Origin of the sequence: Streptomyces harbinensis (assembly GCF_900116145.1) — a bacterium.
Taxonomy (GTDB): Bacteria; Actinomycetota; Actinomycetes; order Streptomycetales; family Streptomycetaceae; genus Streptomyces; species Streptomyces carpaticus.
Genome location: NZ_FPAB01000009.1, coordinates 18,492 through 42,832 on the forward strand (window position 1 = coordinate 18,492; position 24,341 = coordinate 42,832).

At 73.7% G+C, this 24,341-nt stretch carries 24 protein-coding genes; 10 read left to right on the plus strand and 14 right to left on the minus strand.

Features of this window, described 5'->3' with window-relative positions; all coding sequences use genetic code 11:
• Nucleotides 1-51: 51 nt before the first annotated feature.
• On the plus strand, nucleotides 52-1,524 hold the full coding sequence (locus tag BM385_RS21880; RefSeq protein ID WP_093844127.1) for an FAD-dependent monooxygenase: 1,473 nt from the start codon (nucleotides 52-54) through the stop codon (nucleotides 1,522-1,524).
• Nucleotides 1,525-1,697: 173 nt separating this feature from the next.
• Here the strand turns inward: BM385_RS21880 and BM385_RS21885 are convergent, their stop codons facing one another.
• From BM385_RS21885 to BM385_RS21900, 4 genes are all read right to left on the minus strand, one after another.
• The gene (locus tag BM385_RS21885; RefSeq protein ID WP_093844128.1) at nucleotides 1,698-2,231 is read right to left on the minus strand and encodes a TetR/AcrR family transcriptional regulator; all 534 of its coding nucleotides are present in this window, start codon (nucleotides 2,229-2,231) and stop codon (nucleotides 1,698-1,700) included.
• A 22-nt stretch (nucleotides 2,232-2,253) separates the two neighbouring features.
• Nucleotides 2,254-3,093: an alpha/beta fold hydrolase gene (locus tag BM385_RS21890; protein ID WP_093844129.1), complete on the minus strand. Its 840-nt coding sequence runs from the start codon at nucleotides 3,091-3,093 to the stop codon at nucleotides 2,254-2,256.
• Nucleotides 3,094-3,304: 211 nt separating this feature from the next.
• Complete coding sequence (locus BM385_RS21895) at nucleotides 3,305-3,901, minus strand: hypothetical protein (RefSeq protein ID WP_019432573.1); 597 nt, start codon at nucleotides 3,899-3,901, stop codon at nucleotides 3,305-3,307.
• Nucleotides 3,901-5,463, minus strand: coding sequence for a helix-turn-helix domain-containing protein (locus BM385_RS21900; protein WP_175543078.1), 1,563 nt, complete (start codon nucleotides 5,461-5,463; stop codon nucleotides 3,901-3,903). Before BM385_RS21900 ends, BM385_RS21895 begins: the two co-directional genes overlap by 1 nt.
• Nucleotides 5,464-6,164: 701 nt before the next feature.
• Here BM385_RS21900 and BM385_RS21905 point away from each other — a divergent pair.
• Together BM385_RS21905 and BM385_RS21910 are read left to right on the plus strand one after the other, a co-directional pair.
• A complete protein-coding gene (locus BM385_RS21905; protein WP_019432575.1) occupies nucleotides 6,165-6,515 on the plus strand; it encodes a DUF8129 domain-containing protein in 351 nt (116 codons plus the stop codon).
• 208 nt (nucleotides 6,516-6,723) lie between these two features.
• On the plus strand, nucleotides 6,724-7,140 hold the full coding sequence (locus BM385_RS21910) for a CBS domain-containing protein (RefSeq protein ID WP_093844130.1): 417 nt from the start codon (nucleotides 6,724-6,726) through the stop codon (nucleotides 7,138-7,140).
• Between the two features lie 494 nt (nucleotides 7,141-7,634).
• On the opposite strand, the gene BM385_RS21915 is transcribed toward BM385_RS21910, so the two are convergent.
• Together BM385_RS21915 and BM385_RS21920 are read right to left on the minus strand one after the other, a co-directional pair.
• Complete coding sequence (locus BM385_RS21915) at nucleotides 7,635-8,147, minus strand: DUF5709 domain-containing protein (protein WP_019432577.1); 513 nt, start codon at nucleotides 8,145-8,147, stop codon at nucleotides 7,635-7,637.
• 64 nt (nucleotides 8,148-8,211) lie between these two features.
• Complete coding sequence (locus tag BM385_RS21920; RefSeq protein WP_019432578.1) at nucleotides 8,212-8,538, minus strand: hypothetical protein; 327 nt, start codon at nucleotides 8,536-8,538, stop codon at nucleotides 8,212-8,214.
• A 366-nt stretch (nucleotides 8,539-8,904) separates the two neighbouring features.
• On the opposite strand from BM385_RS21920, the gene BM385_RS21925 reads away from it, so the two are divergent.
• The 4 genes from BM385_RS21925 (at nucleotide 8,905) to BM385_RS21940 (ending at nucleotide 12,104) form a co-directional block, all read left to right on the plus strand.
• Nucleotides 8,905-9,450, plus strand: coding sequence for a hypothetical protein (locus BM385_RS21925; RefSeq protein ID WP_019432579.1), 546 nt, complete (start codon nucleotides 8,905-8,907; stop codon nucleotides 9,448-9,450).
• A 20-nt stretch (nucleotides 9,451-9,470) separates the two neighbouring features.
• Nucleotides 9,471-10,040 carry a SigE family RNA polymerase sigma factor gene (locus tag BM385_RS21930; RefSeq protein WP_093844131.1) on the plus strand — a complete coding sequence of 190 codons (570 nt, stop codon included), beginning with the start codon at nucleotides 9,471-9,473 and terminating at the stop codon, nucleotides 10,038-10,040.
• Nucleotides 10,006-10,752 (plus strand): hypothetical protein, encoded by a 747-nt coding sequence (locus BM385_RS21935; RefSeq protein ID WP_093844132.1) that lies wholly within the window; start codon nucleotides 10,006-10,008, stop codon nucleotides 10,750-10,752. Before BM385_RS21930 ends, BM385_RS21935 begins: the two co-directional genes overlap by 35 nt.
• Before the next feature lie 410 nt (nucleotides 10,753-11,162).
• On the plus strand, nucleotides 11,163-12,104 hold the full coding sequence (locus BM385_RS21940) for an MBL fold metallo-hydrolase (RefSeq protein WP_093844133.1): 942 nt from the start codon (nucleotides 11,163-11,165) through the stop codon (nucleotides 12,102-12,104).
• Between the two features lie 102 nt (nucleotides 12,105-12,206).
• On the opposite strand, the gene BM385_RS21945 is transcribed toward BM385_RS21940, so the two are convergent.
• Complete coding sequence (locus BM385_RS21945) at nucleotides 12,207-12,980, minus strand: transglycosylase SLT domain-containing protein (protein WP_019432583.1); 774 nt, start codon at nucleotides 12,978-12,980, stop codon at nucleotides 12,207-12,209.
• A gap of 340 nt (nucleotides 12,981-13,320) precedes the next feature.
• On the opposite strand from BM385_RS21945, the gene BM385_RS21950 reads away from it, so the two are divergent.
• Complete coding sequence (locus BM385_RS21950) at nucleotides 13,321-14,217, plus strand: transposase domain-containing protein (protein WP_019432584.1); 897 nt, start codon at nucleotides 13,321-13,323, stop codon at nucleotides 14,215-14,217.
• A gap of 17 nt (nucleotides 14,218-14,234) precedes the next feature.
• Entirely contained in the window at nucleotides 14,235-15,074 is an 840-nt protein-coding gene (locus BM385_RS21955; RefSeq protein WP_093844134.1) for a siderophore-interacting protein, read from the plus strand.
• Nucleotides 15,075-15,202: 128 nt separating this feature from the next.
• Here BM385_RS21955 and BM385_RS28410 read toward each other — a convergent pair whose 3' ends face one another.
• The 7 genes from BM385_RS28410 to hppD all read right to left on the minus strand — a co-directional run bounded on the left by BM385_RS28410 (nucleotide 15,203) and on the right by hppD (nucleotide 22,955).
• Nucleotides 15,203-15,505, minus strand: a complete 303-nt coding sequence (locus BM385_RS28410; RefSeq protein WP_078575869.1) for a CPCC family cysteine-rich protein — start codon at nucleotides 15,503-15,505, stop codon at nucleotides 15,203-15,205.
• Between the two features lie 163 nt (nucleotides 15,506-15,668).
• The gene (locus BM385_RS21965) at nucleotides 15,669-16,922 is read right to left on the minus strand and encodes an FAD-dependent oxidoreductase (RefSeq protein ID WP_093844135.1); all 1,254 of its coding nucleotides are present in this window, start codon (nucleotides 16,920-16,922) and stop codon (nucleotides 15,669-15,671) included.
• Nucleotides 16,919-18,607 (minus strand): prenyltransferase/squalene oxidase repeat-containing protein, encoded by a 1,689-nt coding sequence (locus BM385_RS28300; RefSeq protein ID WP_093844136.1) that lies wholly within the window; start codon nucleotides 18,605-18,607, stop codon nucleotides 16,919-16,921. The genes BM385_RS21965 and BM385_RS28300 overlap by 4 nt, the downstream gene beginning before the upstream one ends.
• Before the next feature lie 17 nt (nucleotides 18,608-18,624).
• Complete coding sequence (locus BM385_RS28305; RefSeq protein WP_175543079.1) at nucleotides 18,625-19,671, minus strand: polyprenyl synthetase family protein; 1,047 nt, start codon at nucleotides 19,669-19,671, stop codon at nucleotides 18,625-18,627.
• Complete coding sequence (locus BM385_RS21980; protein ID WP_254791709.1) at nucleotides 19,668-20,690, minus strand: prenyltransferase; 1,023 nt, start codon at nucleotides 20,688-20,690, stop codon at nucleotides 19,668-19,670. Before BM385_RS21980 ends, BM385_RS28305 begins: the two co-directional genes overlap by 4 nt.
• Nucleotides 20,602-21,870, minus strand: coding sequence for an acyltransferase family protein (locus tag BM385_RS28010; RefSeq protein ID WP_093844139.1), 1,269 nt, complete (start codon nucleotides 21,868-21,870; stop codon nucleotides 20,602-20,604). Before BM385_RS28010 ends, BM385_RS21980 begins: the two co-directional genes overlap by 89 nt.
• Nucleotides 21,867-22,955, minus strand: a complete 1,089-nt coding sequence (gene hppD, locus BM385_RS21990) for a 4-hydroxyphenylpyruvate dioxygenase (protein WP_374314496.1) — start codon at nucleotides 22,953-22,955, stop codon at nucleotides 21,867-21,869. Before hppD ends, BM385_RS28010 begins: the two co-directional genes overlap by 4 nt.
• A gap of 310 nt (nucleotides 22,956-23,265) precedes the next feature.
• On the opposite strand from hppD, the gene BM385_RS21995 reads away from it, so the two are divergent.
• On the plus strand, nucleotides 23,266-24,321 hold the full coding sequence (locus BM385_RS21995) for an iron-siderophore ABC transporter substrate-binding protein (protein WP_093844141.1): 1,056 nt from the start codon (nucleotides 23,266-23,268) through the stop codon (nucleotides 24,319-24,321).
• The last annotated feature ends 20 nt before the right edge of the window (nucleotides 24,322-24,341 follow it).

The following is a 24,341-nucleotide window of genomic DNA, read 5'->3' on the forward strand; positions in this document are numbered from 1 at the left end:
CTCCGGACATCCAGGAATTGGTCACTGACCAAGAGCGAGGGAGAGGGCACGATGCTGAACCACCAGGTGGTCGTCGCCGGCGGCGGGCCCGTGGGACTGTGGCTGGCCGCGGAACTGCGCCGCGCCGGCATCACCGTCCTCGTGGTCGAGAAGCGCACCGCGCGCGACCCGCGCTCCCGCGCCCTGACCGTGCACCCGCGCACCATCGAGACCTTCGCCTCGCGCGGTGTGCACGAGCCGTTCGTGAGCGAGGGCATGCCCCTGCCCGGCGGGCACTTCGGCGCCCTGGAGACGCGGCTCGACTTCCGCCGTCTGCCCAGCCCGTTCCCGTACACCCTCTCCCTCCCGCAGGAGCGCACCGAGGCGCTCCTGGAGCAGCAGGCGCTCGGCCTCGGGGCGGACATCCTGCGCGGGCACCAGGTCACCGGCTTCACCGCTCACGTCGACCACGTCGCCGTGCACCTCACCGGCCCGGACGGCCCGCGCACCCTGCGGGCGGCCCATCTGGTCGGCTGCGACGGGACCCGCAGCACCGTGCGTACCTCGGCCGGCATCCCCTGCGCCGGTACCCCCTCCACCGTGCTGGGCTGGCTCGGCGACGTCGTCCTGGACGAGCCTCCCGCCCCGGGGAGCAGCTGGTTCGGCGCCTCGGGCCTGCTCATGGCCGTCCCCGTGCCGGGCGGCATCCACCGGCTGGTGGGCATCACCCCGCGCGATCTGACCACCACCTGGCCCGGCGATCTCACCCTGGACGAGCTGCGCGAGAACGCCGTCGCCGTGGCCGGCAGCGACTTCGGTATGCGCGATCCCGTCTGGCTCTCCCGATTCGGCAACGCCACCCGCCTGGCCGACCGCTACCGCGAGGGACGCGTCTTCCTCGCCGGGGATGCCGCCCACCAGCACTTTCCCGCCGGGGGCGTGGGGATGAACGTCGGGATCCAGGACGCCGCCAATCTCGCCTGGAAGCTCGCCGCCACCCTGAACGGCTGGGCCCCCGACACCCTGCTGGACACCTACCACGACGAACGCCACCCGGTGGGCGTCGACCTCACCGGGACCAGCCGGGCCCAGGTCGCCCTGATGACGGCGTTCGGACCCGAAGGGCGCGCTCTGCGCCGGCTGTTCGCCCGGCTGATCACCGCGCTGCCCGATCTCAACGACCGGCTGGCGGCCCAGCTCGGCTCACTCGCCGTCAGCTACCCGCCGGCCGATGCCGCCGCCCATCCGCTCACCGGGACCCGCGCCCCCGACCTCACGATCGGCGACACCGGCCTGTTCGCGCTGCTGCGCGCCGACAGCTATCTGCTGCTCGACCTCACCGGCGGCGACGCCCCCGGCCTCGGCCGGTTCGCCCGGCCCGGACTGCGCGTGCACCGCGGCGCCCCGCACCTGCCGCCCGCCGGCTGGGCCGATCTCCGGGCCGCACTCGTCCGCCCCGACGGCCATGTCGCCTGGGCCGCCGACCGCCACGGGACGGACCCCGTGGCCGGTCTGCGTACGGCCCTCGCCACCACCCATCGCTGAGCCGTCGGGCCGGGTGCCGCGCCGGTGACCGGCCGGGTCGTACGCGGACGGCTCGTACGCGACCGGCTCCGACCGCGCCCGCGCGCCCGCGCTGAGCGAGGCGGCGGCCAGCGGCGGGGCGCCGTTCGGGGGCCGGGCCCGCCGCTGGCCCACGGAGCGGAGCGCCGGACCGTTCACCCGGCGCGCAGGCCCCGGTCGGCGAAGTCGATGAGCCAGGCGAAGCTCTCGTCGATGTCCGCGCTCCACTGGAAGCCGTCGGCCGCCTGGAGCGTGGCGAAGCCGTGGAAGAGGGTGCGCAGCATGCGCAGCGCGTGGTCCACGTCGGCTTCCGCGATCCGGTAGCCGCGCAGGACGGCCAGGAACGCCTCCAGCAGGCGCCGGCTCGCGGCGGCCATCGGGTCGTCCGGTCCGGTCGGCTCCACGCCGATGGTGGCGGCGTACCGGCCGGGATGGGCGAGGACGAAGGCGCGGAAGGCACGGGCCGCCGCCGCCAGGGCGTCGCGGCCGGCCCGGCCCTGCACCGCGCTCCCGACGGCGTCCGCCGCCTCGCTCAGCGCCAGGGCGGCGATGCGCCGGTTGAGGTCGTCCTGGCCGGCGACGTGCTTGTAGAGGGAGGGGGTGCGTACCCCCAGCCGTCCGGCGAGCAGGCCCATCGTCAGGCGGTCGAGTCCCACCTCGTCGGCGAGGGCGGCGCCCGCCGCGACCACGGTCGCCGGGTCCAGTCCGGCCCTAGGCACGGGCGGCGTCCGCGCGGAGGAAGGCGAGCACGAGCGCGACGACCCGGTCGGGGAACTGGTCGTGGGGGTAGTGTCCGGCGCCCTCGATCATCTCCAGGTGTCCGAGGCCGGGCGGCAGGGCGTCGACGATCGCGGCGCCCTCGGCGTGCGGATCGGCCCAGTCCGGGTCCTGGGTGCCCATGACGACCAGGACCGGGCAGCGGACGCCGGCGAGGTGCGCGCCCGCGTCGGCCGGGGTGGTGCGGCCCATGCCCCGCAGGGCCTTCATCCGGCCCGGTTCGCGCAGCAGGGCGTCGATGCGGGCGATGCGCTCGTCCCAGTCGGCGGGCCGGACGCCGGGGTAGGCGAGGTCGAGGTACGAGCGCCACAGTGACCGGCTGCCGAACGCGCCGGCGCCGAGCAGTCTCGCCATGCCGCGCCGGAAGCGCCGTACCCGCAGGTCGGCGAGGCGGACGGACTGCTTGCGGGTGAACGGCGCCAGCTCCACCACCGCGCTGATCAGGCCGGGTTCGCGGGCCGCGGCGATGGTGGCGGCGCCGCCGGAGATCGAGTGGCCGACGAGCACCGCCGGGCCGCCCCCGAGGTGGCGGATCAGGGCGGTCAGGTCACCGGCGATGGCGGTGCGGCTCCACTGCGGCCAGTCGGCGTCGGACTCGCCGCAGCCGCGCAGATCGACCGCGGCGACCCGGTAGCCGGCCGCCGCCAGTTGCGGGGCGACCGCCCGGTAGGCGGCGCGGCTGTCACCCATGCCGTGGGCGAGGACGATCAGCGGGCCCGAGCCCGTCACCTCGTAGGCGAGGGTGCCGCCGTCGATGGCGAGGTGTTCGGTCATGGTCTCCCCCATGGTGGTTAATGGCGTTAGCCAAAAGCTAATATGATTAGCCAATCGATGTCAATGAGGAGCCGCGGCGGGACGGTCGCGTCCGGTTTTTCGCGGTGGCCGGTTGGCCGGTGGCCGGTGAGCGGCGGCCCGGCGGGTCTGCGCAGACGGCCCGGCACCGCAGCCCGTGGGAGGGCGGCGGTGCCGGGCCGTGGACGCGGGGTCAGAGGCCGAAGCCGACGGAGCTGACGTAGCTGTAGGAGTCGTAGTCGGAGCCGAGGTCGGTGATGATCTCGTCCCAGACGATGTCGAGCATCTCGTGGTCGCCGGCGATCCAGGCCGCGATGATGTCGTCCCAGATCCGGTGCCCCCGCACCGTCACCCGCCGTACCACCAGATCACGGTCGCGGCCGGTACGGACATCGGTCTGGTCGACGGGATGGATCTCGATCCGGGTCCCCCGCACGGCGAGGCGGCGGGCCCACTCCACGCCCAGATTCCGGCGGCGCAGATCCCAGTAGGCGGCGTCGATCCGCTCCAGGTTCGCCCGCCGCGGGCGCTGCGTTCCCGCCACCCAGGCGTCGATCGTGCGCTGCCGGACGGTGATCCCCGCGCGCCGCATCGCCTCCCGCCCGGCGGCCGAACGCGTCAGGTAGCGCAGCCGCGCGGCGAGGCCGCGCCGGGTGCCGACCGGGGATTTGATGCCGGTGACCTGACGGTCCATCTCCCGGCCCAGCGCCCGCCAGCCCTCGACACCGCGCGCGCCGAAGACGCCGAAACCGCTGTCCGGGGTGGCCCCGGTGCCCCACCGGCCCGCCATCAGCGGCCCCCGATGCGGTATTCGTCCTTCAGCTTCATGTCGGTGAGTCTGCGGCCCTCGGTGAACACGCCGCGCCAGTCACCGATGAGGTGCAGTTCGTCGGTGCCCGTCACCCGCACGACGGTGAGACCGGCCCCGTACGCCTTCCACGCCTTCAGCCACAGATTCGCGAACGCCTGGGAGCGGATGATGTGCATCCAGTCGGGGCGGCGCATCTCCCGGTTGGCGGAGGATTCGCCGATGGTGGAGACGAACTTGGCGTACATGGCCTTCACGTATTCGAGGGTGACGGTGTCGCCGGCCTCGATCGCGGCGTCCCGGGCCGTGGCCATCTCCCGCCGGAACCGCTCCAGCAGCCCCTCGGAGCTGCCGGAGGTCCACGACTCGTGGATCACCGGCGGGTCGCACAGCCCGTACCGGGGCCCGGACAGACGGATCAGCAGCCGCAGCGTCGGGTCGGTCACCCACAGCGGGCCGGGCTCCTCCCGGTTCCCCAGCGGGCTGGGCAGGTCGTCGTGCTCCCAGGCGGGCGGGGTGATCAGATACAGGCCGGAGCGCTTGCGGTCGTACTCCCCCGTCGCCGCGTGCCGCAGTGTTCCGATCGGCAGATGCGTCTTGAGCGCCGACAGATACGCGCCGTTGGCGTCCAGCGCGGTGACGGTGCGGGCCGGGCCCCGCTCCGCCCCGGTGTTGCGCCACTTGGGACGGCCTTCCCAGATCAGGTCCGGGTCGTTGCGGCCCGGCTTCTTCAGGATGGGGACGTCGTCGGTGGAGAGGTAGTTGGTGAAGTCGTATGTGCTGCCCACCCGGGTGGAGTTGAGCAGCGCCATGGCGTCGGGGATGGCGCGTTTCACCAGGGCGGTGAGGGCCGCGTCGACGTCCCCGCCGTTGTCCTCCAGCGCCGCCGCGACGTTCCGGGCGATGGCGCCCGCGGTCTCCTCCCGCGCCGCCGCGGGACGGGCGGGCCGCGCGTCCGAGGGCGACGGTGCCGGGGACCGGGGCGCGGCCGGTGCGGGGTGGAGGGGGAGGCCGGGAGCGCAGGTGGCGTTGCAGTGCTGAGGACGTCCGGCGGCGCGGTGGCCGGCCGGCTGCCCGCACAGGACGCACGGCTCGGGCGGGCCGGTGACCAGGCGCCCGGACCGGTCCCGGTCGGGTTCGTAGGCCATGGTCCGGGCGGGGTCGCGCCGGTCGTCCGGGGCCGGTCCGGCCGGTGAGTGCTGCTGCTGCTCGGGGACGCCCGCGGTGGGGGCGGCGGGGGTGGCGGGGGTGTGCTCGGGGTCCGGTGCCGGAGTGGAGGACGGGGGCGGGGGCGGGGGGTAACGCTCCGCCAGGCCGGCCAGCAGCCGGGCGTAGCCGGCGCGGCGTTCGCCCTGCGGGTCGCGGGCGCCCGACTCCCACGCGGCCACCGTCTGCGCGGAGACGCCCAGTGCGGCGGCCACCGCCGTACGGGCCAGACCGCCCGCCTCCCGCAGCCGCAGCCGCTCCTCGGGGGCCGGCAGCGGATCGGCCTGCCGCAGCAGCGCGTCCACCGACGAGAACAGGGCGTCCTGGTCCTCCGTCACCCTTCTCCTCCCATCGCGACTCCGTGCACCGCCGGGGCCGGTGGCGCCGCGGTGCTCTCCGAGGTGGTGAGGGCTACGGGATCCCCGGCCGCGTGTCCGGCGCGGTGTCCGGTCCGACCGGCTTCCCGGCCCGGGCCGGACGGGGGGTTCGCCGGTGGCGTGCCACCGTGCCGCGATCGCCGCCGCGGTGCACCGCCGCTGCGATGTCCGGTCCTTTTCCGGTGCCCGGGCAGCATACCGAGTGCGGTCACGGAGTGATCGCGGGGCACGGCGGTCGACCGTACGTCCGTCCGCCGGAGCCGCCGGCGCCGCCGGGCCCGCACCGGGGGACCGCCGGGGCCGTGGCGGGTGACACCCCCGGTCCGGGCGGCAGCAGGGCGCGGCCGGCAGGGGAACCCGTCGCGCGGGACGTCCTGGTGTCCTCGGCGGGCCGGGGTCACCGCCGCCACCACCATCCGGGCCGGGCCGGTTGCCCCGGTGGCGGTGTGCGGCACCGGCCACTGCGCCACGGACGGTGCACCCGGGTGGGGCGGGTCCGGGCGGAGACCTCGCCGTACGGCGGCGCCCGGCTGCCACGTTTGGGAACCGGGACGGGTGGCAAGCCGACGGGTTGTCGCGGTGTACGGCCCGGCCGCCGGGGAACCGGTGCGGCGCGGGGCCGCGGCACCGCACGGTTCGCAGCCGAGGAAAGGAGCGAGCAGATGAGCGCCGGTGAAGACCTGCCGATCCCGGACTGGGACCAGCAGCCCGCTGGGTCCCTCCCCCACCGGATCCGCAGCCTGGACAGCGACGGGGTGCGCACGCTCCTGCGCCACGAGGAGAGTCACGCCGACCGGCCGGCCGTCCGGCAGGTGCTCACGGCGCGACTGGAGGAACTCGCGTCGGGCGCCGAGCCCGCTTCCGGGGGCGAGAACGAGCCGTCGGACGCGGCATCCGGCTCGCGCCACGGATCGCCCGTGGACCCGGCCACCGCCGCGCCGCCGCGGCACGACCCGCCGCACGGGAACCCGCGGCAGCCGGGCGAGGGGTACCGGCAGGGTCCGGGTACCTGACCGGCCGGGCCGGGGCCCGTGGCATCCGGCCCGTGAACACCAGCGGCGCCCCGTACCGCCGCCCGGCGGGGTGGTTCGCCCTGCCCGGGGCGGGTACCCGGTACGGCCGCATCGACAGCGCGCGGGACAGCGTGGCCGGGCCCGGTCGTACCGGGCCGGGGCGACCGCCCGCCGCGGTACGCGCCACAAGGAACGACAGGGAGATGTGATGACCACCGCACGCGACATCATGACGCCCGATCCGGTATGCGCCGACAGTGACGATTCCGTCCTGATCACGGCCGCCACCATGCGCGAACAGGGCGTGGGAGCGCTGCCGGTCTTCCGGGGCAACCAGCTCCGGGGGATGATCACCGACCGGGACATCGTCATCGGGGTGATCGGCCAGGGCGACGATCCCTCCGCCGTCACGGCGGGCGACCTCGCGCAGGGCGAGGCGGTGACGATCCAGGCCGACGACGACGTGGACGAGGCGCTGACGACGATGACCGAGCACGGCGTGCGCCGGCTGCCCGTGATGGACGACGGGCGGCTCGTCGGCGTCCTGGCTCAGGCCGACGTCGCCCGCGCGCTGCCCGATCCGAAGGTCGGCAAGCTCGTCGCGGCGTTGTCCTCGACGCCCTGAGCCACCGGCCGGGCGCGGGTCTGCGGGAAGACGGCGCGCGGAGACGGAGGCGGACGGCCCCGTGGGTGCGGAAGCGGACAGCTTGCCGCAGCCGCGGGGCCGTCCCGTTGCGCCATGAGGCGGGGGACGTTGCGGTCCGGTGCGGCGTCGCCGTGCCGGCCGCGGCCGGGCGCGGCGGGGGTACACGGCACGGCTGGGCGGGGGCAGCACTGCCCGGCAGGTGCGGGCCCGGGGCACCCGGGCAGCGCGGCGGGTGAACCGGGAGCGGCGGCCGGTCGTGGGAGGCGTGGCGCCGCGCGGGACCCGTGGATGGCGCGTATCGGCGGGCCGGGCGGCCGGGAACGGGAACGGGTGCGGCGGCGGACCGCGTACGCGCAGTGGTGTGGGCCGCGTGGAACAGCGGACACGCCCGGCCCCCGACAGGGCGCAGATCCTGCCGGGGGCCGGGCTCGGCCCGCCGGGCCGGCCTGATGATCCTGATGGTCTCTGGTGGTTCAGCCCTCCCGGGCCGCGTCGTCCTCCACCTCGTCGCCCGGCTCCTCCTCGGCGCCGGCCTCGGGTTCCTCCGTGATGTGCACGGACGCCTCCTCCGCCGAAGCGGCGCCCCCGTCGATGCCGACGTCCTCGCCGAGCACGTCCGTACGGCGCTCGCCCACTTCGTTCACCTCCGTGAGCCGGCCGGCGCGCTGTTCGCCGCGGATCTCGGCCCGGGGTTCGCCTTCGCCGTGCGGAACGTCGCCGATGCCGTTGTCGTCGGCCGGCGCGACATCGGGGTTCTCGCGGGCGAGCCGCTGGTCCAGGGATTCCCCTTCGTGTTCCTCCTCGTCCGTCGTGCCGAAGGCGTCCACCGCGAGCGGCCGTTCCGGCGGTGAGTACCCCTCCGCCATCTGGTCGTCGAGGTCGCGTTCGTCGAGAGAGTTCTCCATGTCGGGCTGCTCGCTCGCCGGCAGGCGGCCGTCGTCCTCCGGCGGCTGGTACACGTCGTCGCCGCGTCCTTTGTCGGCCATGGGATGCTCCTTCCCATCGGCGTTCGGCTGTCCGGCCCGGCGGGACCTTCCGCCGGCCCCGGGGTCAGCGACCGAGGGCCTTGCGCAGTTGTTCCTTGTTCATGGAGGACCGGCCGTCGACGTTCTTCTTCCGCGCCTCGGCGTAGAGCTGGTCCTTGGTCGGGCCCTGCGCGCCCTGGTGCGAGCGCTCACCGCCGCGCCGGTAGGCCGACTTGGGGTCGCGGGTGGAGGTCTTGCTGGCGGTCTTGGTCTCACCGGCCCGCGCGCGCTGCTTGTTGACGGTGCGGGCCGCGATCTCCTTCGCCCGGCCCTCGGACGCGCCGCGCTTCTTCTGGCCCTTCTTGATGTGCTCGTACTGGCGTTCTTCCTTCGCGTTCGATCCGGCCGGCACGGCTCGCTCCTCTCCCTCTGCTGCTGCTCCGGGCGGCTGAGGGCCGCCAACCTGCCCCTTCGGGTAGCCCGTGCGCCGGTGCCCGAAACGTTCCGGCAGCGGCGCCGGGTGCACACACCGTTGACCTGCGGTTTCGCCCGACCGGACCGTCCGGCGCGGCACCGCGTCCGGCGCGCCGTGGGCGTGGAGGGGCGCGTTTTCCGTACGGCGTCCCGTCGTCCCGGCGTCCCGCTCCCGGTGGATCGGCTTCTCCGGAGACCGCCGGAGGTCGGGCCGCCGGAAATCGGGGTGCCAAGGCGCGGATAGATCCACCGGACCGGTCGCGTCTGAGTCATGACAGCACAACGACATGCCCTTGGAGGGTTCATGACCGTACAGTCCACGCTCAGGCGCACCCTGCTCACCGGTGCCGCCACGGCCGCGGCCCTGGTGGTGCTCCTCCCGCAGACGGCGCAGGCCGGCGGGATGGATGTGATCGAGGTCCAGCCCTATGAGCGGGTCGAGATCAACGATCAGTGGGTGATGGGTCTGCTGCCCGAGGGCAACCAGAACTACGTCGTCTCCTCCCCCGCGTCCTTCGACGCGCACATCGAGGCCGCCAAGAACTACCCGGGCAGCGACATCCTTCCGGACAGCATCAGCGCCGGCGTGTACGGGGAGGACGGCGAGATCCTCCTGCTGGAGGGCTCCTGGCGGCTGGCCGACGGGGTGCCGTTCATCCAGGTCACGCCCGAGGGGCAGGACTGGGGCTACGGGGCGCAGCCGGTGGTGCTGGAGGACGAGGAGGGCTGGGGCACGTACTACTTCGACCCGGCCGTGTGGCAGATCGAGGGCGTCGACACGTACACGATCACCGCTTCGGACGCCGACGGTGAAGTGTTCGACGAGATCGAGGTCTCCCTCGGCTTCTGACCGGTAGCAGGCACCCCCACATGACTCGTGCACCCGAAGCCCACGACGCCGACTTCCGGGCCTTCGCCACCGGACGGTGGCCGCGGCTGCTGCGGACGGCGTATCTGCTGACCGGCCATCACCACGACGCGGAGGATCTGGTTCAGGTGGCATTGGTGAAGGCGTACGCGCGGTGGCACCGCGTGGCGCAGGCCAGTGATCCGGACGCCTATGTGTGGCGGATTCTGATCAACGCGCACCGGGACCGGATCCGCGGGCTGCGGGTGTTCGAGTGGCTGACGGTCCGGTTCCCGGAGCGGTCGGAGCGGGACCGGACCGAGCAGGTGCTGGACCGCGAGGTGCTGGCGCGCGCGTTGCAGCGGCTGCCGCCGCGGCAGCGCGCCGCCGTGGTGCTGCGCTATATAGAGGACCGCACCGAGACGGAGGTCGCGGCGCTGCTCGCGGTCCGGATCGGCACGGTGCGCAGCCGGGCGGCGCGCGGCCTGGAGAAGCTGCGCGCCGACCCGGCGGTCCGGGAGCTGCGTGCCCCGGCCGGAGAACAGGAGGTGACGGACCGTGCCGGAGCGGCACAGCGAAGCGGAGTTCGCTGAGAAACTGCGCCGGGCCGCGGAGGTGGAGGCCGGGGCGGGGGCGGCGGAGCCTGGGCCGGTACCGGTGGACGACCTGATCCGCCGGGGCCGTGCGCTGCGGTTCCGGCGGCGGGCGGCGGTGGTGGGCAGCGCGGGCGCCGTGGGTGTGCTGGCGGTGGTCCTGGCCGCCGGTCCCCTGTGGTGGCCGGGCGGCGGGGCGCCGGGGGACGAGCGGGTGCCGCCCGCGGCCACGGGCGGGGCGTCGCCGGCGCCGTCCGCGCGGGACGGTGCCGGTGGCCCGCCGGTGGAGGTGGAGCCGTACGAGCGGGTCGTCATCAGCGACACGCTCGTGCTGGCCCTGCTGCCCGAGGGGAGGCAGAACTTCCTGCTCTCGTCTCCCGAACACTTCGAGGAGAACCTGGAGATCGCCGCTGGCCTGGAGGGCGACAACATTCGCCCGGACAGCGTCAGTGCCGGCTACGACTTCGACACCGATCCGCTGGTGTACGGCGCCTGGCGGCTGGAGGGGACGCCGTCACGGATCGTGGTGGTACCGGAGGACGGTGACGAGGAGTACCCGGCGACGCTGGTGATGCTCACCGGGGAGCCGGGCTGGGGGGTCTACTACCTGGACGCCGCCTCGATCCCCTCGCTCGCGGGCGGCTTCCGGGTCGTCGCCTACGACGCGGACGGTGAGGTCTTCGCCGACTTGCCGGTGGCCATGCCCTGGTGAGGTGCGCCGCCCGGCTGTCAGTGGTGGCTGGTTGACTCCCTGCCGGGATACCGAGGACAGGGAGCGTGACGATGGTCGCCTCGACCGACTACTTCCGGGAGTGGGACGGTACGAGTGCCGAGTCCCTGTAGCCGCTGGCCGGGGATCTGGTGCGGCTGGCGCGGCGGGCCAGCCGGGACGGGGACGATCTCTACTGCTGGATGGCGCTGTGAGGCGGGGCGCCGCCCTGGCTCACTCTTTCGGGTGAGAGCGGGTGGGGTGCGCCGCCCGGGCGGGCGTGCGGTGGGCAGGATGCGCAGGGCGGCGCGGGCGTCCGTGTCCGCCGGCGGGGGCAGCGGCCGGGGTGGACTCCGGGGAAGGGACGGGTGACCGAGGGTGCTGATCAGGTGGTGCGCGGACGGGGTGGTGCGGTGAGCTCGGGCCGTCCGCTCCCGGCGACCGCGATCGGTGCGGCGCGGCTGAGCGAGGTGAGCGAGAACATCTACGCGTACGTCCAGCCGGACGGTTCATGGTGGATCAACAACACGGGTTTCCTCGTCGGTCGCCGGGGGGTGATCAGCGTGGACGCCTGTGCCACCGAGGCCCGCACCCGGGCCTATCTGCGGGCGATCGCCGGTGTCAGCGACCAGCCCGTGCGCACGCTCATCAACACGCACCATCACGGTGACCACACCTTCGGCAACCATCTGTTCGGCGGCGCCACGATCGTCGCCCACGAAGGAGTCCGGCAGGCGCTGCTGGAGTGGGGCGAGCCCCGGTCGGCTCCGTACTGGACGGATGTGGACTGGGGGGAGGTCGAGCTCGCCCCGCCGTTCCTGACCTATCGGGAGGGCGTCACCGTCCATGTGGACGATCTCGTGTGCGAGGTCGGTCACATCGGGACGCCGGCTCACACCACCAACGACTCGGTGGTGTGGGTCCCCGAGCGAAAGCTGCTGTTCAGCGGTGATCTGCTGTTCAACGGCGGCACGCCGTTCCTGCTCCAGGGGTCGGTCAGCGGGGCACTGCGGGCGATGGGGACCCTGCGGGCGCTGGGCGCGGAGACCATCGTTCCGGGGCACGGGCCGGTCTGCGGGCCGGAGGTCATCGACCGGGTGGAGGGCTATCTGCGCTTTGTGCGGGAGGTCGCGCGCGGAGGCCGGGAGGCCGGGCTGACCCCGCTGGAGGCGGCCAGGGAGACCGACCTGGGCCCGTACCGCGATCTGCTCGATCCCGAGCGCATCGTGGGCAATCTGCACCGTGCCTACGCGGAGCTGGACGGGGTGGCTCCCGGTGGCCCGATCGACGCGGCGGCGGCGCTGGCGGACATGGTGAGGTTCAACGGGGGGAAGCCGCTGAGCTGTCATGCCTGAGCGGTCGTGTCGTCCGGGGGCGGTGCGGCGCGCCCGGTCGGCGCACGGCGCCGCCCCTCCCCCGGCGGGCGGGGAAGGGGCGGGCGTGGTGGGGTGCGGCCGTCAGTAGGCGCTGTTGACGTTGTCCATCGAGCCGTACCGGTCGGCGGCGTAGTTGCAGGCCGCCGCGATGTTCGCGACCGGGTCGTAGATGTCGGTGCTGGTGCCGTCCACGTGGTACTGCTCGAAGGTCGGGTCGATGACCTGGAGCAGGCCCTTGGACGGGATGTTCTTGTGGGCGTTGGAGTCCCACATGTTGATGGTGTGCGGGTCGCCGCTCGACTCGCGCATCAGGTTCTTGTAGATGCCTTCGTACGAGCCGGGGATGCCGTTCTCGCGCAGCACGTCCAGGGCCTCGTTGATCCACTGGTCGATCTGCTCGGCCGAGGCCGGCTCCGGCTTCGGCTGGTCCTTCTTGTCGATCACGACGAGCGTGCCGTCCGCGTTGTACTCCGCGCCGCGGCCCTTGTCGGCCGGCGTGGCGGCTTCGACGTCCGCGGCCGTGTCGGCGGCGTCGGTGGCCTCGGCGGTCGCGGCACCGGTGCCGGTGTCCGCGTCGTCGGCGGCGGCGGTGTCGTCGGCACCGTCATCGGCGGAGTCGGCGGAGTCGGTGGCGTCGGAGGCGCCGGGCAGCAGCCCGCTCTCCGCCTGGAGGGAGAAGGCGGCCGGCGCGCTGGTGCTCGTGGCGGTGGGGGCCACGGCGGAGTGGTGCGGCTCGGCCACGGCACCGGGAGCGTGGACGAGGGACAGGGCCGCGGCCCCGGCGGTCACGATGCCGGCCACAGCAGCCGTGCGGGTCCGGATGCGGGAAACGCCGTGGGTGGCGGTCATGCACATACACCTCGTTCCTCAGGAGAGCGGGAGAAATGCCGCGAAGTGCAGCGATCGCCAGAGTGCGGGCACCCCGCCCCCGGTGGCAAGGAGCTGATCTGCGACCCGGCTTCGTAGGCTCCGTGACCGCTCTTCCCCCCGCCGGTACGCGCGGCGGCGCGGCCGGCTCCTATCGCGCTTCGGATGTGACGGCCGTCTCGTGCCCCGCCTCACAGCCGGGGGGCTCCAGAGCGCCCGCGCCGCCACGCTCCGCCTCCGCACCACTACGCGACAGCACCCAATTTCCGCGCCGGTCGTTGAACCGCACGTGCTACAGCCGTCACCGACCAGACATCTGCACGACCGCATGGAGATCCGGGCGCTGATCCGGACCTTTCCGCCCCGGCTCGTCGATGAAGTGCTCGCGGAGCACCAGCGCAGGATGCCACGCAGCGTGCTCTACACCGTGCTCGCCCAGCATCTGCTGACCACCCGCACCAGTACGGACATCCTGCGCCTGCTCGCGCACGCCCTGGACACCCAGCGCCGGCCCGGGTGGCAGCTGCCGAACGGGCCCACGGCGCTCGCCCAGGCGCACCAGCGGCTGGGCCCGGGTCCGCTGAAGAGCCTGTTCGGGCGGCTGTGCCATGCCGACAGCGCGCAGACCCGCTACCGGCGGTGGCGGCTCATCACCCTGCACGAGGTGCTGTTCGCGCTGCCGCCCACGCACGCCAATGTCCAGCACTACGGCGGTCCGCACGCCCGGCTGACCACGCTCACCGCGTACGGGACGCCCACCACGCTCGCCGCGCGGATCACGCCGCACCACGCGACGGACTTCTCCGGGGTGCTCCAGCCGGGGACGCTGCTGTTCGCCACTCCCCTGCCCAGCGCGCCGGAGCGGCTGTGGGAGCGGTGGCGGCACTTCCGGTCCACCGGGGCCGACCTGGTGTGGGAGGTCGGGCAGGGCACGGAGCTGCCGGTGCACACCCCGCTCGACGACGGGACGTATCTGACGCGTCCGACGTCCGTGCGGGTGCTGCACCGCTCGGAGCGGCTGATCACCACGCTGACCGACCCGCTGGCCGCTCCCGGCAATGAACTGGTCACGCTCCATCACCATCAGCACCGGGCGACGGCGCCCGCACGCTCGGACACCACCCGGCTGGACACGCCGACGCCGCGCATCACCGAACAGCACATCTGGGCCGAACTGCTGATCCACCACCACCGACACGCCCCGCCGCAGGTTAGGCTTACCTAACCAACAGGAAGGGCGTCATGGGCAACATCGTCACTCATCGTGGTCGGGTCCTGCGTACGGAACGGCTCAGCGCACATCTCATCCGGGTGGTTCTCGGGGGCGAGGGTCTGCGGGAGTTCGCCGTCGGACCGTACAGCGACAGTTACGTCAAGCTCGTCTTCCGGCAGCCGGGGGTGGAGTATCCCGAGCCGTTCGACGTGGCGGAGATCCGGCAGACCCTGCCGCGCGACCAGTGGCCCGCCACCCGCACCTACACGGTGCGCGCCTTCGACCCGGCCGGGCCCGAGATGACCATCGACTTCGTGTACCACGGCGACAGCGGGCTCGCCGGGCCCTGGGCGGCGGCGGCACAGCCAGGCGACGAGCTGGCCATCCTCGGCCCCGGGGGCGCGTACGCGCCGGACCCGGGCGCCGACTGGCATCTGCTCGTCGGGGACGAGAGCGCCCTGCCGGCCATCGCCGCCTCCGTCGAGCAGCTGCCGGAGGGCGCGGTGGCCCGGGTGTTCGTCGAGATAGCCGGGCCGGGCGAGGAGCTCAAGCTGACGCCGCCCGCCGGGGACGTCGAGGTGGTCTGGGTGGACCGCCGCGAGGAACGGTACGGCCGGGCGCTGGTGGAGGCCGTGACCTCGCTGGAGCTGCCGCCCGGGCGCGGGCAGGCGTTCGTGCACGGCGAGGCCAACTGGGTCAAGGAGCTGCGGCGGCACCTGCGGCAGGAGCGCGGCATGACGCCCGCGCAGCTGTCCATCTCCGGGTACTGGCGGTACGGCAGCAACGAGGACGGCTGGCAGGCGGCCAAGGCCGAGTTCAACCGCCGGGTGATGCAGGAGCAGGAGGGTGAGCAGCCGGGGTCCGCCTGAGCAGTTGCCCCGGTACGACGGCGGGGCCGGCGGCGCAGGCGCCCCGGTCCCGGTGACCGTCCGGGGCCGTGCACACCCCGACCGAGCGGAACACCGGTCCGTCGCGGGGTGGAACAGGGCGATGGCCGTCAGCACTCCTCGGGTGTCGGGTCCCGGACCTTCGTAACCCACCGTGGATCGCACGCACCCACCCTCTCGACGTTGCGTCGTGCCTGGGTCAGGCTGAGCGATCCGTTCGGGCCCTCTCGGACCACGTCGGCATCGTGCTCGTCCTGGCCGTCGTCCTGCCAGAAGCACACCTGGCATATCTGGTGGGCGCCCCGCGCCTCCAGAGTGCGCCGGCCACAGCAGGGACAAGCGCAAGGACCGTGTTCCGGACCGCGAACGACGTTGAATCTCCGGCCGGTTGGGACGCTGTCTTCAGAGTTCACCGGATGAGGGATATCAGCGGTGCCGGCCTCGTGTCACCGGGCCGCGCCGTCACGGTGGCGGAATCCGGACGTACCCCGCCTGCCTTCATCCCCACCGTTCCCCCGGGCTTTCGCGCGCTCGAACGCGATGCGTGCATGACCAGCGGGACCGGTACGGACCGGCTCACCCCGGGTGCCAGTGCGGGAGGCGGCCCGATCGGGGGTCGGGGAGGCCCAGTTGGTGCAGGCGGTCGAGGGGGGCGAAGGGGTGGATGCCGAGGCCGGCGAGGTTGTAGGTGGCGGTGTAGCGCAGCCTCGGGCTGCGGTGGGTGCGGCGCAGGGCGCGGCGGCCGAGGGCGCGGGCGGTGCGGCCGGTGGCGGTGACCAGGCGGGCCGCGTCGTGGCTCATGACGGCGATGTGCCGGATCCACGGCAGGCGTTCGGCCTCGTAGGCGGCGAGGGCCGCGTCGGGTCCCGGGGCGGTGGCCAGGTGGTGGGCGAGGGCGTGGGCGTCGCAGATGGCGGTGTTCATGCCCTGGGCGGCCAGGGAGTGGACGGCGTGTGCGGCCTCGCCGACCAGGGCGAGTCCGGGGACGGTGAGGGTGGGGGCGGTGTAGTGGCGCAGCGCGAAGATCTGGCGGGAGGCCAGAGAGCCGGTGACGCGTTCGGTGAGGGTGCGCAGGGCGGGTGTGTCGTGGTCGAGGGCGGTGGCCCAGTGGGTCATGGCGGTGCGGTCGGCGCCGCGGATCTCGTCGGGGTGGATCTGGCAGTAGAGGCGGGTGCGGCCGTGCGGGAGGGGATAGACGAGGCGCAGTCCGCGGGGGGTGCGGTAGGCGGTGATGTCCTCGGGTTCCGGGGGCGTGCCGGGCAGGTCGAAGGCGATGAGCCGGTGGGGGTAGGTGCGGGGGTGGACGGTGATGCCGGCGGCGCGGCGCAGCCGGGAGGACATGCCGTCGGCGGCGACGACGAGGGGGGCGCGCAGGTCGTGGGTGTCGCGGCCCTGCCGGACGCGGACGCCGGTGACGCGGCCGGTGGTGTCGTGCAGGAGGGTGTCGGCCAGGGCGCCGCGGCGGAGTTCGACGTGCGGGGGCAGGGCGTGGGCGAGGGTGGTGAGGATGGTGGTGTGGTCGTGGCTGTAGAGCGTGCGGTAGCCGGCGGGGAGGGTGGTGTAGTCGAAGAGCATGAGGGGGTCGGCGTCCGGGCCGCGGATGGTGAGGCGGGCGAGGGGGACGGCGCCGGCGGTGGTGAGGCGGTCGGTGATGCCCCAGTGGCCGAGGACGCGCAGGGCGCCGGGCTGGAGGACTTCGCCCTTGGCGATGGCGGGCCGGTGGTGCTGCCGGTCCAGGACGAGGGTGCGCAGGCCGAGGCCGCCGAGGGCGCGGGCGGTGGCGAGTCCGGCGGCGCCGGCGCCGCAGACGATGGCGTCCCAGGTGGTCATCCGCGGTCTCCCGGCGGTGCGCTGCGGTGGTGGGCGGCCAGGGCGCCGAGGGCGAGGCCCTGGGCGATGAGGTGGTCGGGGTAGGCGAGGTGGTCCTTGATGTACCAGCAGGCGGGGCCGGGTTCCCAGGTGCCGTCGGGGCGTTGGGCGGCGAGGAGCCAGTCGGTGCCGCGGGCGGCGGCGGTGCGGGCGACGGGGTCGTCGGTGAGGTGGGCGAGGGCCTGGACGGCGCGGGCGGTCTCGTCCGTGGTGCCGGGGCCGGTGGCGGGTGCGGCGCCCCAGGAGCCGTCGGCGAGCTGGGCGGTGAGCAGCCAGGCGCGGGCGTGGCCGGCGAGGGGGGTGTCGGTGAGCCGGAGCCGGGTGCAGGTGTGCAGGACGGCGGCGGTGGCGGGGACGCCGCCGCGGTGCCACAGGGCCTGGTGGGAGCCGTCGGGGTGGGCGTGGACGGTGAGCCAGCGCAGTGCGCGGCGGACGGCGCGGTCGGTGGCGGGGGTGCCGGCGGCGGTGATGAGGTCGATGGCCAGGGCGGTGGCGTGCGGGCAGGAACGGTCGGCCGGGCAGCGGGTGTTGGGGGTGAAGACGCTCCAGGAGCCGCGGCGGTCCTGGCGGGAGCGGAGCCAGCCCGCGCCGTCGGCGAGGACCTGGCCGTGGGAGCGGGTGGCGGCCAGGGCGCCGAGGGCGGCGGTGGTGTCCAGGACGTTGGGCCAGCCCTGGGCGCCGGACCAGGCCCAGCCGCCGGGTGGGCAGTCGAACAGCGGGAACGGGCCGGTCTGCCGGCAGTCGAGCAGCCAGGCGGCGGCGCGCCGGACGCGGGGGTCGGTGCGGTGGCCGGCGTGGCAGAGGGCTTCGGTGGCCAGGGAGTGGCCGACGAGGTCGACGTCGCGGTCGGTCATGCCGTGCATGAGGACCCAGGAGCCGTCCGGGCGGGCGTGGGCGCGCAGATAGGCGACGGTGGCGCGGACGAGGGCGGGGGCGGTGCCGGCGTGGTGCAGGGCGGTGGCGGCGAGTCCGGTGAGCCAGGGGTCGCCGCTGCCGAGGGAGCCGACGCCGCCTTCCTGTTGTTCGCACTCCCGCAGGATGGTGGTGGCGGTGGCGGTGGTGCGGCCGGCGAGGGGGCCGGGGCGCAGCCGGTGCTGGAGGAGGGTGAGGGCGGCGAAGGGGGTGATGAGGAGGGAGAGGAGGTGGCGGGTCAGGGGGGTGGGGAGGAGGAGCAGCGCGGTGGGCACCGAGGGGACGGTGGTGGGTTCGCGCAGCCGGGCGAGGGCGAGGAGGAGTCCGGTGAGCCGGCGGACGGTGGGGTCGGCCACGCCGTCGACGCCGCCGTGGTGGTCGAGGTGGGCGAGGCCGGCGCGTACCGCCTCGGTGGTGCGGCCGGGGGCGGCGAGGTGGAGGGCGGCGACGGCGCCCGCGGTGGCGATGACGTTGCTGGGGCCGCTGTCGGTGACGGGCCAGCCGCCGTCGGGGTTGCGGGTGCGCAGCAGCCAGTCGGTGCCGCGGTGCACGAGGTCCGCGGAGTGTTCGGGGTCGGCGGTGTGGAGGGCGATGACGGCGGCGGCGGTGCCGGGGACGAGGGCGGGGCGGGTGTCGTACCAGGTGCCGTCGGGGTGGAGGGTGGTGAGCAGGTGGTGGGTGGCGGCGTCGATGGCGGTGCGCAGCCGGCCGGCCCGGGTGGGGTGGGTGGTCATGGGGGCTCCCGCGCGGGTCAGCTGGTGCGGCGGCCGAGGTAGTCGATGAGGTCGATGAGGGGGCCGCGTGCGGTGCCCTGGGTGTCGGCCTCGGCGAGGCAGGCGAGGCCGCGTTCGAGGTGGTGGCGGGATTCGCGTTCGGCGAAGCGTCGGCCGCCGGCCTCCTCGACGAGTTCGGCGGCGCGGCGCAGGGCGGCCTCGTCGGGGCGGGGGGTGGTGAGGAGGTCGGCGAGTTCGGCGGCGGCGGGGACGGGGGCGGCGAGGGCGGCGAGAACGGGGAGGGTTTTCTTGCCTTCGCGGATGTCGGCGAGGACGGGTTTGCCGGTTTCCCGGGGGTCGCCCCAGATGCCGATGATGTCGTCGACGCACTGGAAGGCGAGGCCGAAGTGGCGTCCGGCGCGGCCGAACGCCGCGGTGGTGCGGTGCGGGGCGCCGGCGAGGACGGCGCCGAGTTCGGCGGCGCAGCCGAGCAGGGAGCCGCTTTTGCCGGCGGCCATGGAGCGGTATTCGGGGATGGTGACGGCGGCGGGGCCCTGCCAGGGGCGGCGGACGAAGGCGAGGTCCTGGGTCTGGCCGCTGACGAGTTCGGTCATGGCGCGGGAGAGGGTGCGGGTGGCGCGGGGGGTGTGGGGTCCTTCGTGGCGGGCGAGGGCGGTGAAGGCGAGGGTGTGCAGGGCGTCGCCGGCGAGGATGGCGGTGGCGGCGCCGAAGGTCTTCCAGACGGTGGGGCGGCGGCGGCGCAGTTCGTCGCCGTCCATCATGTCGTCGTGGATGAGGGTGAAGTTGTGGACGAGTTCGACGGCGGCGGCGCCGGGGAGCGCGGTGTGGGGGGTGGCGCCGACGGAGGTGGCGGCCAGGAGGGTGAGGGCGGGGCGGATGGCTTTGCCGCCGCCGGTGCCGGGTGCGGGGGTGGGGGTGCCGTCGGGGTGGCACCAGCCGAGGTGGTAGCCGACGGCGCGGCCGAGGTGGGGGTCGAGTCCGGCGACGGCGGCGCGGAGTTCGGGTTCGATGAGGGTGCGGGCCTGTTCGGTGACGGCGGTGGGCGGCGAGCTGCTGGCGGTCACGGCGTCTGGGTCTCCTGCTCGGGGAGCGCGGGTGGGGGTGTGCGGAGGGCGCGGGTGAACCAGGCGGCGAAGGCGATCAGGGTGGCGGTGCAGATGATCAGCCACGGGGTGTCGGGGTGGGTGTCGCCGGTGAGCCGGTCGGTGAGCAGGGCGAGGGTGAGGGCGGCGGCGGTGATGGGCATGTGCATGGAGGCCCAGAAGGTGACGGCGTTGTTGGTGCCGGGGCCGGCGAGGGCCTGCTGGGTGAGGCGGCGGCCGACCCACACCGGGATGGGGAGGGTGGCGAGGAAGGCGAGGGCGGGCAGTGCCGGCAGGGTGCCGGTGAGGAGCAGCACGGCGGTGGCGGTGTAGGTGAGGGTCTGTCCGGCGAGGTAGAGGCGGATGAGGCCGCGGGGGCCGAGGGCGACGGCGAGGGTGTGTTTGCCGGTGCTGCGGTCGCCTTCGATGTCGGCGAGGTTCATGACGGACATCCGCAGGAACTGGAGGACGAAGACGAGGGCGACGTAGGTGAGGGTGGCGGCGGTGGGGTCGCCGCCCTGGAGGCGGTGGGCGAGCAGCGGGCCGAGTCCGTACAGGACGGCGGCGCAGGCGATTTCGCCGAGTGCGTGGTAGTTGAGGCGGGCGGGTGGTGCGGTGTAGAACCACGCGGCGGCCAGGATGGTGATCGCCATCAGCCGGGAGGCGGTGTCGGGCATGGTGGCGGCGGTGGTGGCGGCGAGGAACAGCAGGACGAAGGCGGCGCCGAGGCTGACGCCCGGTGGCAGGAGGCCGTCGACGAGGATGCGGCTGCCGCCGGTCCAGGAGGTGGGGGTCCGGTTGGCGCGGTCGGCGTCGAGGTCGAAGTACTCGTTGCAGTAGTGGGTCATCAGGTGGGCGGACCAGCCGAAGAGCAGGGTGCCCAGGTACCAGCCGAGGCTGAAGGGGTGGCCCTCATGCTGGGCCGCGGTGACGCCGAGACCGACCACCATCATGCTCTGGAAGAGGAATTTCGGGCGTCCGAGGCGGATGAACGCGGCCAGCCGGCCGGGGGTGGTGAGGGACGCCGGTGGGGTGGCCGTCATGGGGCGCTCCTTGGCGGGGCCGGGGGACGGGGCGGCGGTGCGGGGCCGTGGCGAGGTGCCGGTAGCAGGGGACTTCGACGGTGCGGTGCAGCAGCCAGGCGGCGGCGAGGGTGCAGGCGGCGTGGAGCGCGGTGACGGCGAGGGCGGCGGGGACCGGGCGTCCTTCGGCGGGGAGCAGCTGGTTGGCGGTGAGGATGACGGGCCAGTGGACGAGGTAGATGGCGAAGGAGCGTTCGCCGAGGTGGACGAGGGCGGGGTGGCGCAGCCGGGTGGGCCGGCCGTCCAGGTCGGCGGCGGCGGCGGCGAGGACGAGCAGGGTGAGGGGGGCGGCGGTGATCGCGGCGGGGAGGAAGGGGAAGGGCAGCAGGGCGATGCCGGCGGTGAGGCAGCCGAGGGTGGTGGCGGCGGCGGCCGGGACGCCCAGGGGCGGGCGGTGGCCGGCGCGCAGCCACAGGGCGGCGAGGGCGCCGAGGAGGAATTCGGGCAGCCGGGCGGCGGGCAGCATGTAGGAGATCCAGAACTGCCATTGGGGGACGTGGCCGGCCTCGGCGATGGGTGGGCCGTGGAACTGGAGGGAGATGAGAGGGATCGTCCAGACGGCGGCGAGGGTGAGCGCGGCGGCGGTGGTCAGCCGGTGGACGGGCAGCCGGCGCAGCGCGGGGAGGATGAAGGGCAGCAGGGCGTAGCAGAAGATCTCGGCGGCGAGTGACCAGGTGACGATGTTGACGCCGGCGTTGTATTCGCGGGTGGGGACCCAGGTGTTGACGAGGAAGAGGTTGGTGAGGGCGGGGAGGGCGGGGACGGGTCCTTCGCGGCTTTCGCCGGTGGCGGCGGCTCCGGTGAGGGTGAGGAGGACGAGGGTGGCGGACCAGACGACGGCGTGGTTGGGGTAGATGCGGGCGGCGCGGCGGCGCCAGAACCGGGCCGGGGTGTCGTCGGGGCGGGCGGTCCAGGCGAGGACGAAGCCGGAGATGATGAAGAAGCAGGAGACGCCGGTCATGCCGAGCGGTCCGAGCGCCAGTGCGGCGTCGGCGATCCGCTGGTCGGCGAAGGCTCCGGTGAACAGCCAGGCGTGGACGAGGAAGACGGCGGCGGCACAGGGGAGGCGCAGTCCGGTGAGGGACGGCAGCCGGTTCACAGATTGCCCCGGCGCGCCTGTTCGCGTTCGATGGCTTCGAAGAGGGCTTTGAAGTTGCCCTTGCCGAAGCCCTGGGAGCCGTGGCGTTCGATCATCTCGAAGAAGACGGTCGGCCGGTCCTGGACCGGCTTGGTGAAGATCTGCAGCAGGTAGCCGTCCTCGTCGCGGTCGGCGAGGATGCGGTGCCGGCGCAGGGTGTCGACGGGGAGGTGGGTGTCGCCGGCCCACTGGCCGAGGGTGTCGTAGTAGCTGTCGGGGGTGTCGAGGAACTCGATGCCGGCGGCGCGCATGGTGGCGACGGAGGTGACGATGTCGTCTGTGGCGAGGGCGATGTGCTGGACGCCGGCGCCGCCGTAGAAATCGAGGTATTCGTCGATCTGGGACTTCTTTTTTCCGAGCGCCGGTTCGTTGATGGGGAATTTGACGGTGAGGGTGCCGTCGGCGACGACTTTCGACATGAGGGCGGAGTACTCGGTGGCGATGTCGTCGCCGATGAACTCCTTCATGTTGGTGAATCCGAGCGCGGTGTTGTAGAAAGCGACCCAGTCGTCCATCCTGCCGAGTTCCACATTGCCGACGCAATGGTCGATGGAGTGGAAGACGGTGGGCCCGGCGGGGGCGGCGGGTGCCTGGGTGGGGTGGTATCCGGGGAGATAGGCGCCGCGGTAGCCGGAGCGTTCGACGAGGGTGTGCCGGGTCTCGCCGTAGGTGGCGATGGCGGCGCGGGTGACGTGGCCGTGCTCGTCCGCCGTCCTGCGGGGCGAGCGCAGTCCGATGGCGCCGTGTCCGGTGGCGTAGCGGTAGGCGGCGTGCACGTCGGGGACCTGGAGGGCGAGGTCGATGACGCCGTCGCCGTGCCGGGCGACGTGCCGGGCGAGGAATTCGCCGTACTCGGTCTCGGGGCGGACGACGGAGGTGAGGACGAACCGGGCGGTGCCGGACGCCAGGACGTAGGAGACGACTTCACGGCTGCCGGTCTCGGGGCCCCGGTAGGCGATGGGGCGCATGCCGAAGGCGGTGGAGTAGTAGTGGGCGGCCTGCTTCGCGTTGCCTACCGCGAACACGACCGCGTCGATTCCCAGCACAGGAAAAACATCGGTATCCCGTTGCACACGGACCCCCGCTGTCCAGGATCGTACTGCTGAACTCAGCACGACGATAAGGAGATCGCGGCGGGAGCGTCAATGCATGGTCGATACTGCCGCGGAAATGGCCGACCGGCCGGGATTTCCTGATGCATAGTGAGCGGGCGCGGAGAGGGAATTGCCGTTTTACGGGGGCGGGTGGGCGGTTGCCGTGCGCCCCGGCGGTGGTCTTCGCCCGGGGGGCGTGGCGGGGCTGGGGTATGGTGAACTTAGGCTTACCTAAGCTCACCCGAGGACCTAAGGAACTTCGATGCCGTCCAGCTTCTCCCGTGCGCGCCGCACCTCCCTGGCGCTGACCGCCGCCACCGCTGCCGCCGCTCTCGTGCTCAGTGGCTGTGCCTCGTCGGACGACGAGGGCGCTCAGGACTCGGACCAGGCGTCCGGCGGAGCGGGCGGCGCGTTCCCGGTCACCATCGACAGCGCGCTCGGCACGGCGGAGATCACCGAACAGCCCGAGCGGGTCGTCACGCTGGGCCAGGGTTCGGCGGAGACGGCCATCGCGCTGGGCCACACCCCGGTGGGCATCGAGAGTTACGCGTGGGGCAGCGACGACAGCGGTTACCTGCCGTGGATATACGAGGCCGTCACCGAGGCGGGCGAGGAGCTGCCGACGCAGTTCGCCGGGGCCGACGACATCGACTTCGAGACGATCATCGAGCTGGAGCCGGATGTGATCCTGGCGCCGTGGTCGGGCATCACCCAGGAGCAGTTCGACATCCTGACTGACATCGCGCCGACCGTCGCGTACCCGGACCTGGCCTGGAGCACCAACTGGGACGAGCAGATCGAGATCATCGCGACCGCGCTCGGGCAGCCGGAGGAGGCGCGGACGCTGATCGACGACATCGGGCAGCAGCTGGCCGACGCGGCGGCGACCCGGCCGGAGTACGCGGCCGTGTCGTTCTCGTACATCTACACCACGGGCCCGGGGACGCTGGGGGTGTTCCTGCCCGAGGAGCAGCGGGTCTCCATGGTGTCCTCGCTGGGGCTGACCGTCGACCCGGTGGTGAACACCTTCGAGGAGACCGAGGGCACCGACTCGGCGCTGATCGGTCTGGAGAACGCCGACCAGCTGGCCGGCAGTGATCTGATCTTCACCTTCTACTCGGACGCGGAGACCCGGGAGACCATCGAGGCGCAGCCGCTGTACGCGGCGATCCCGGCGATCGAGCGCGGCTCGGTGGTGGCGAGCGACGACAACCCGTTCGTGACCGCCTCCTCCATCATCAACCCGCTGACGGTGCCGTGGGTGATCGACCGTTACCTGCCGCTGATCGACGAGGCCGTCGCGACCCTCGACGACTGATCAGAGAGCGGCTCGTCCAG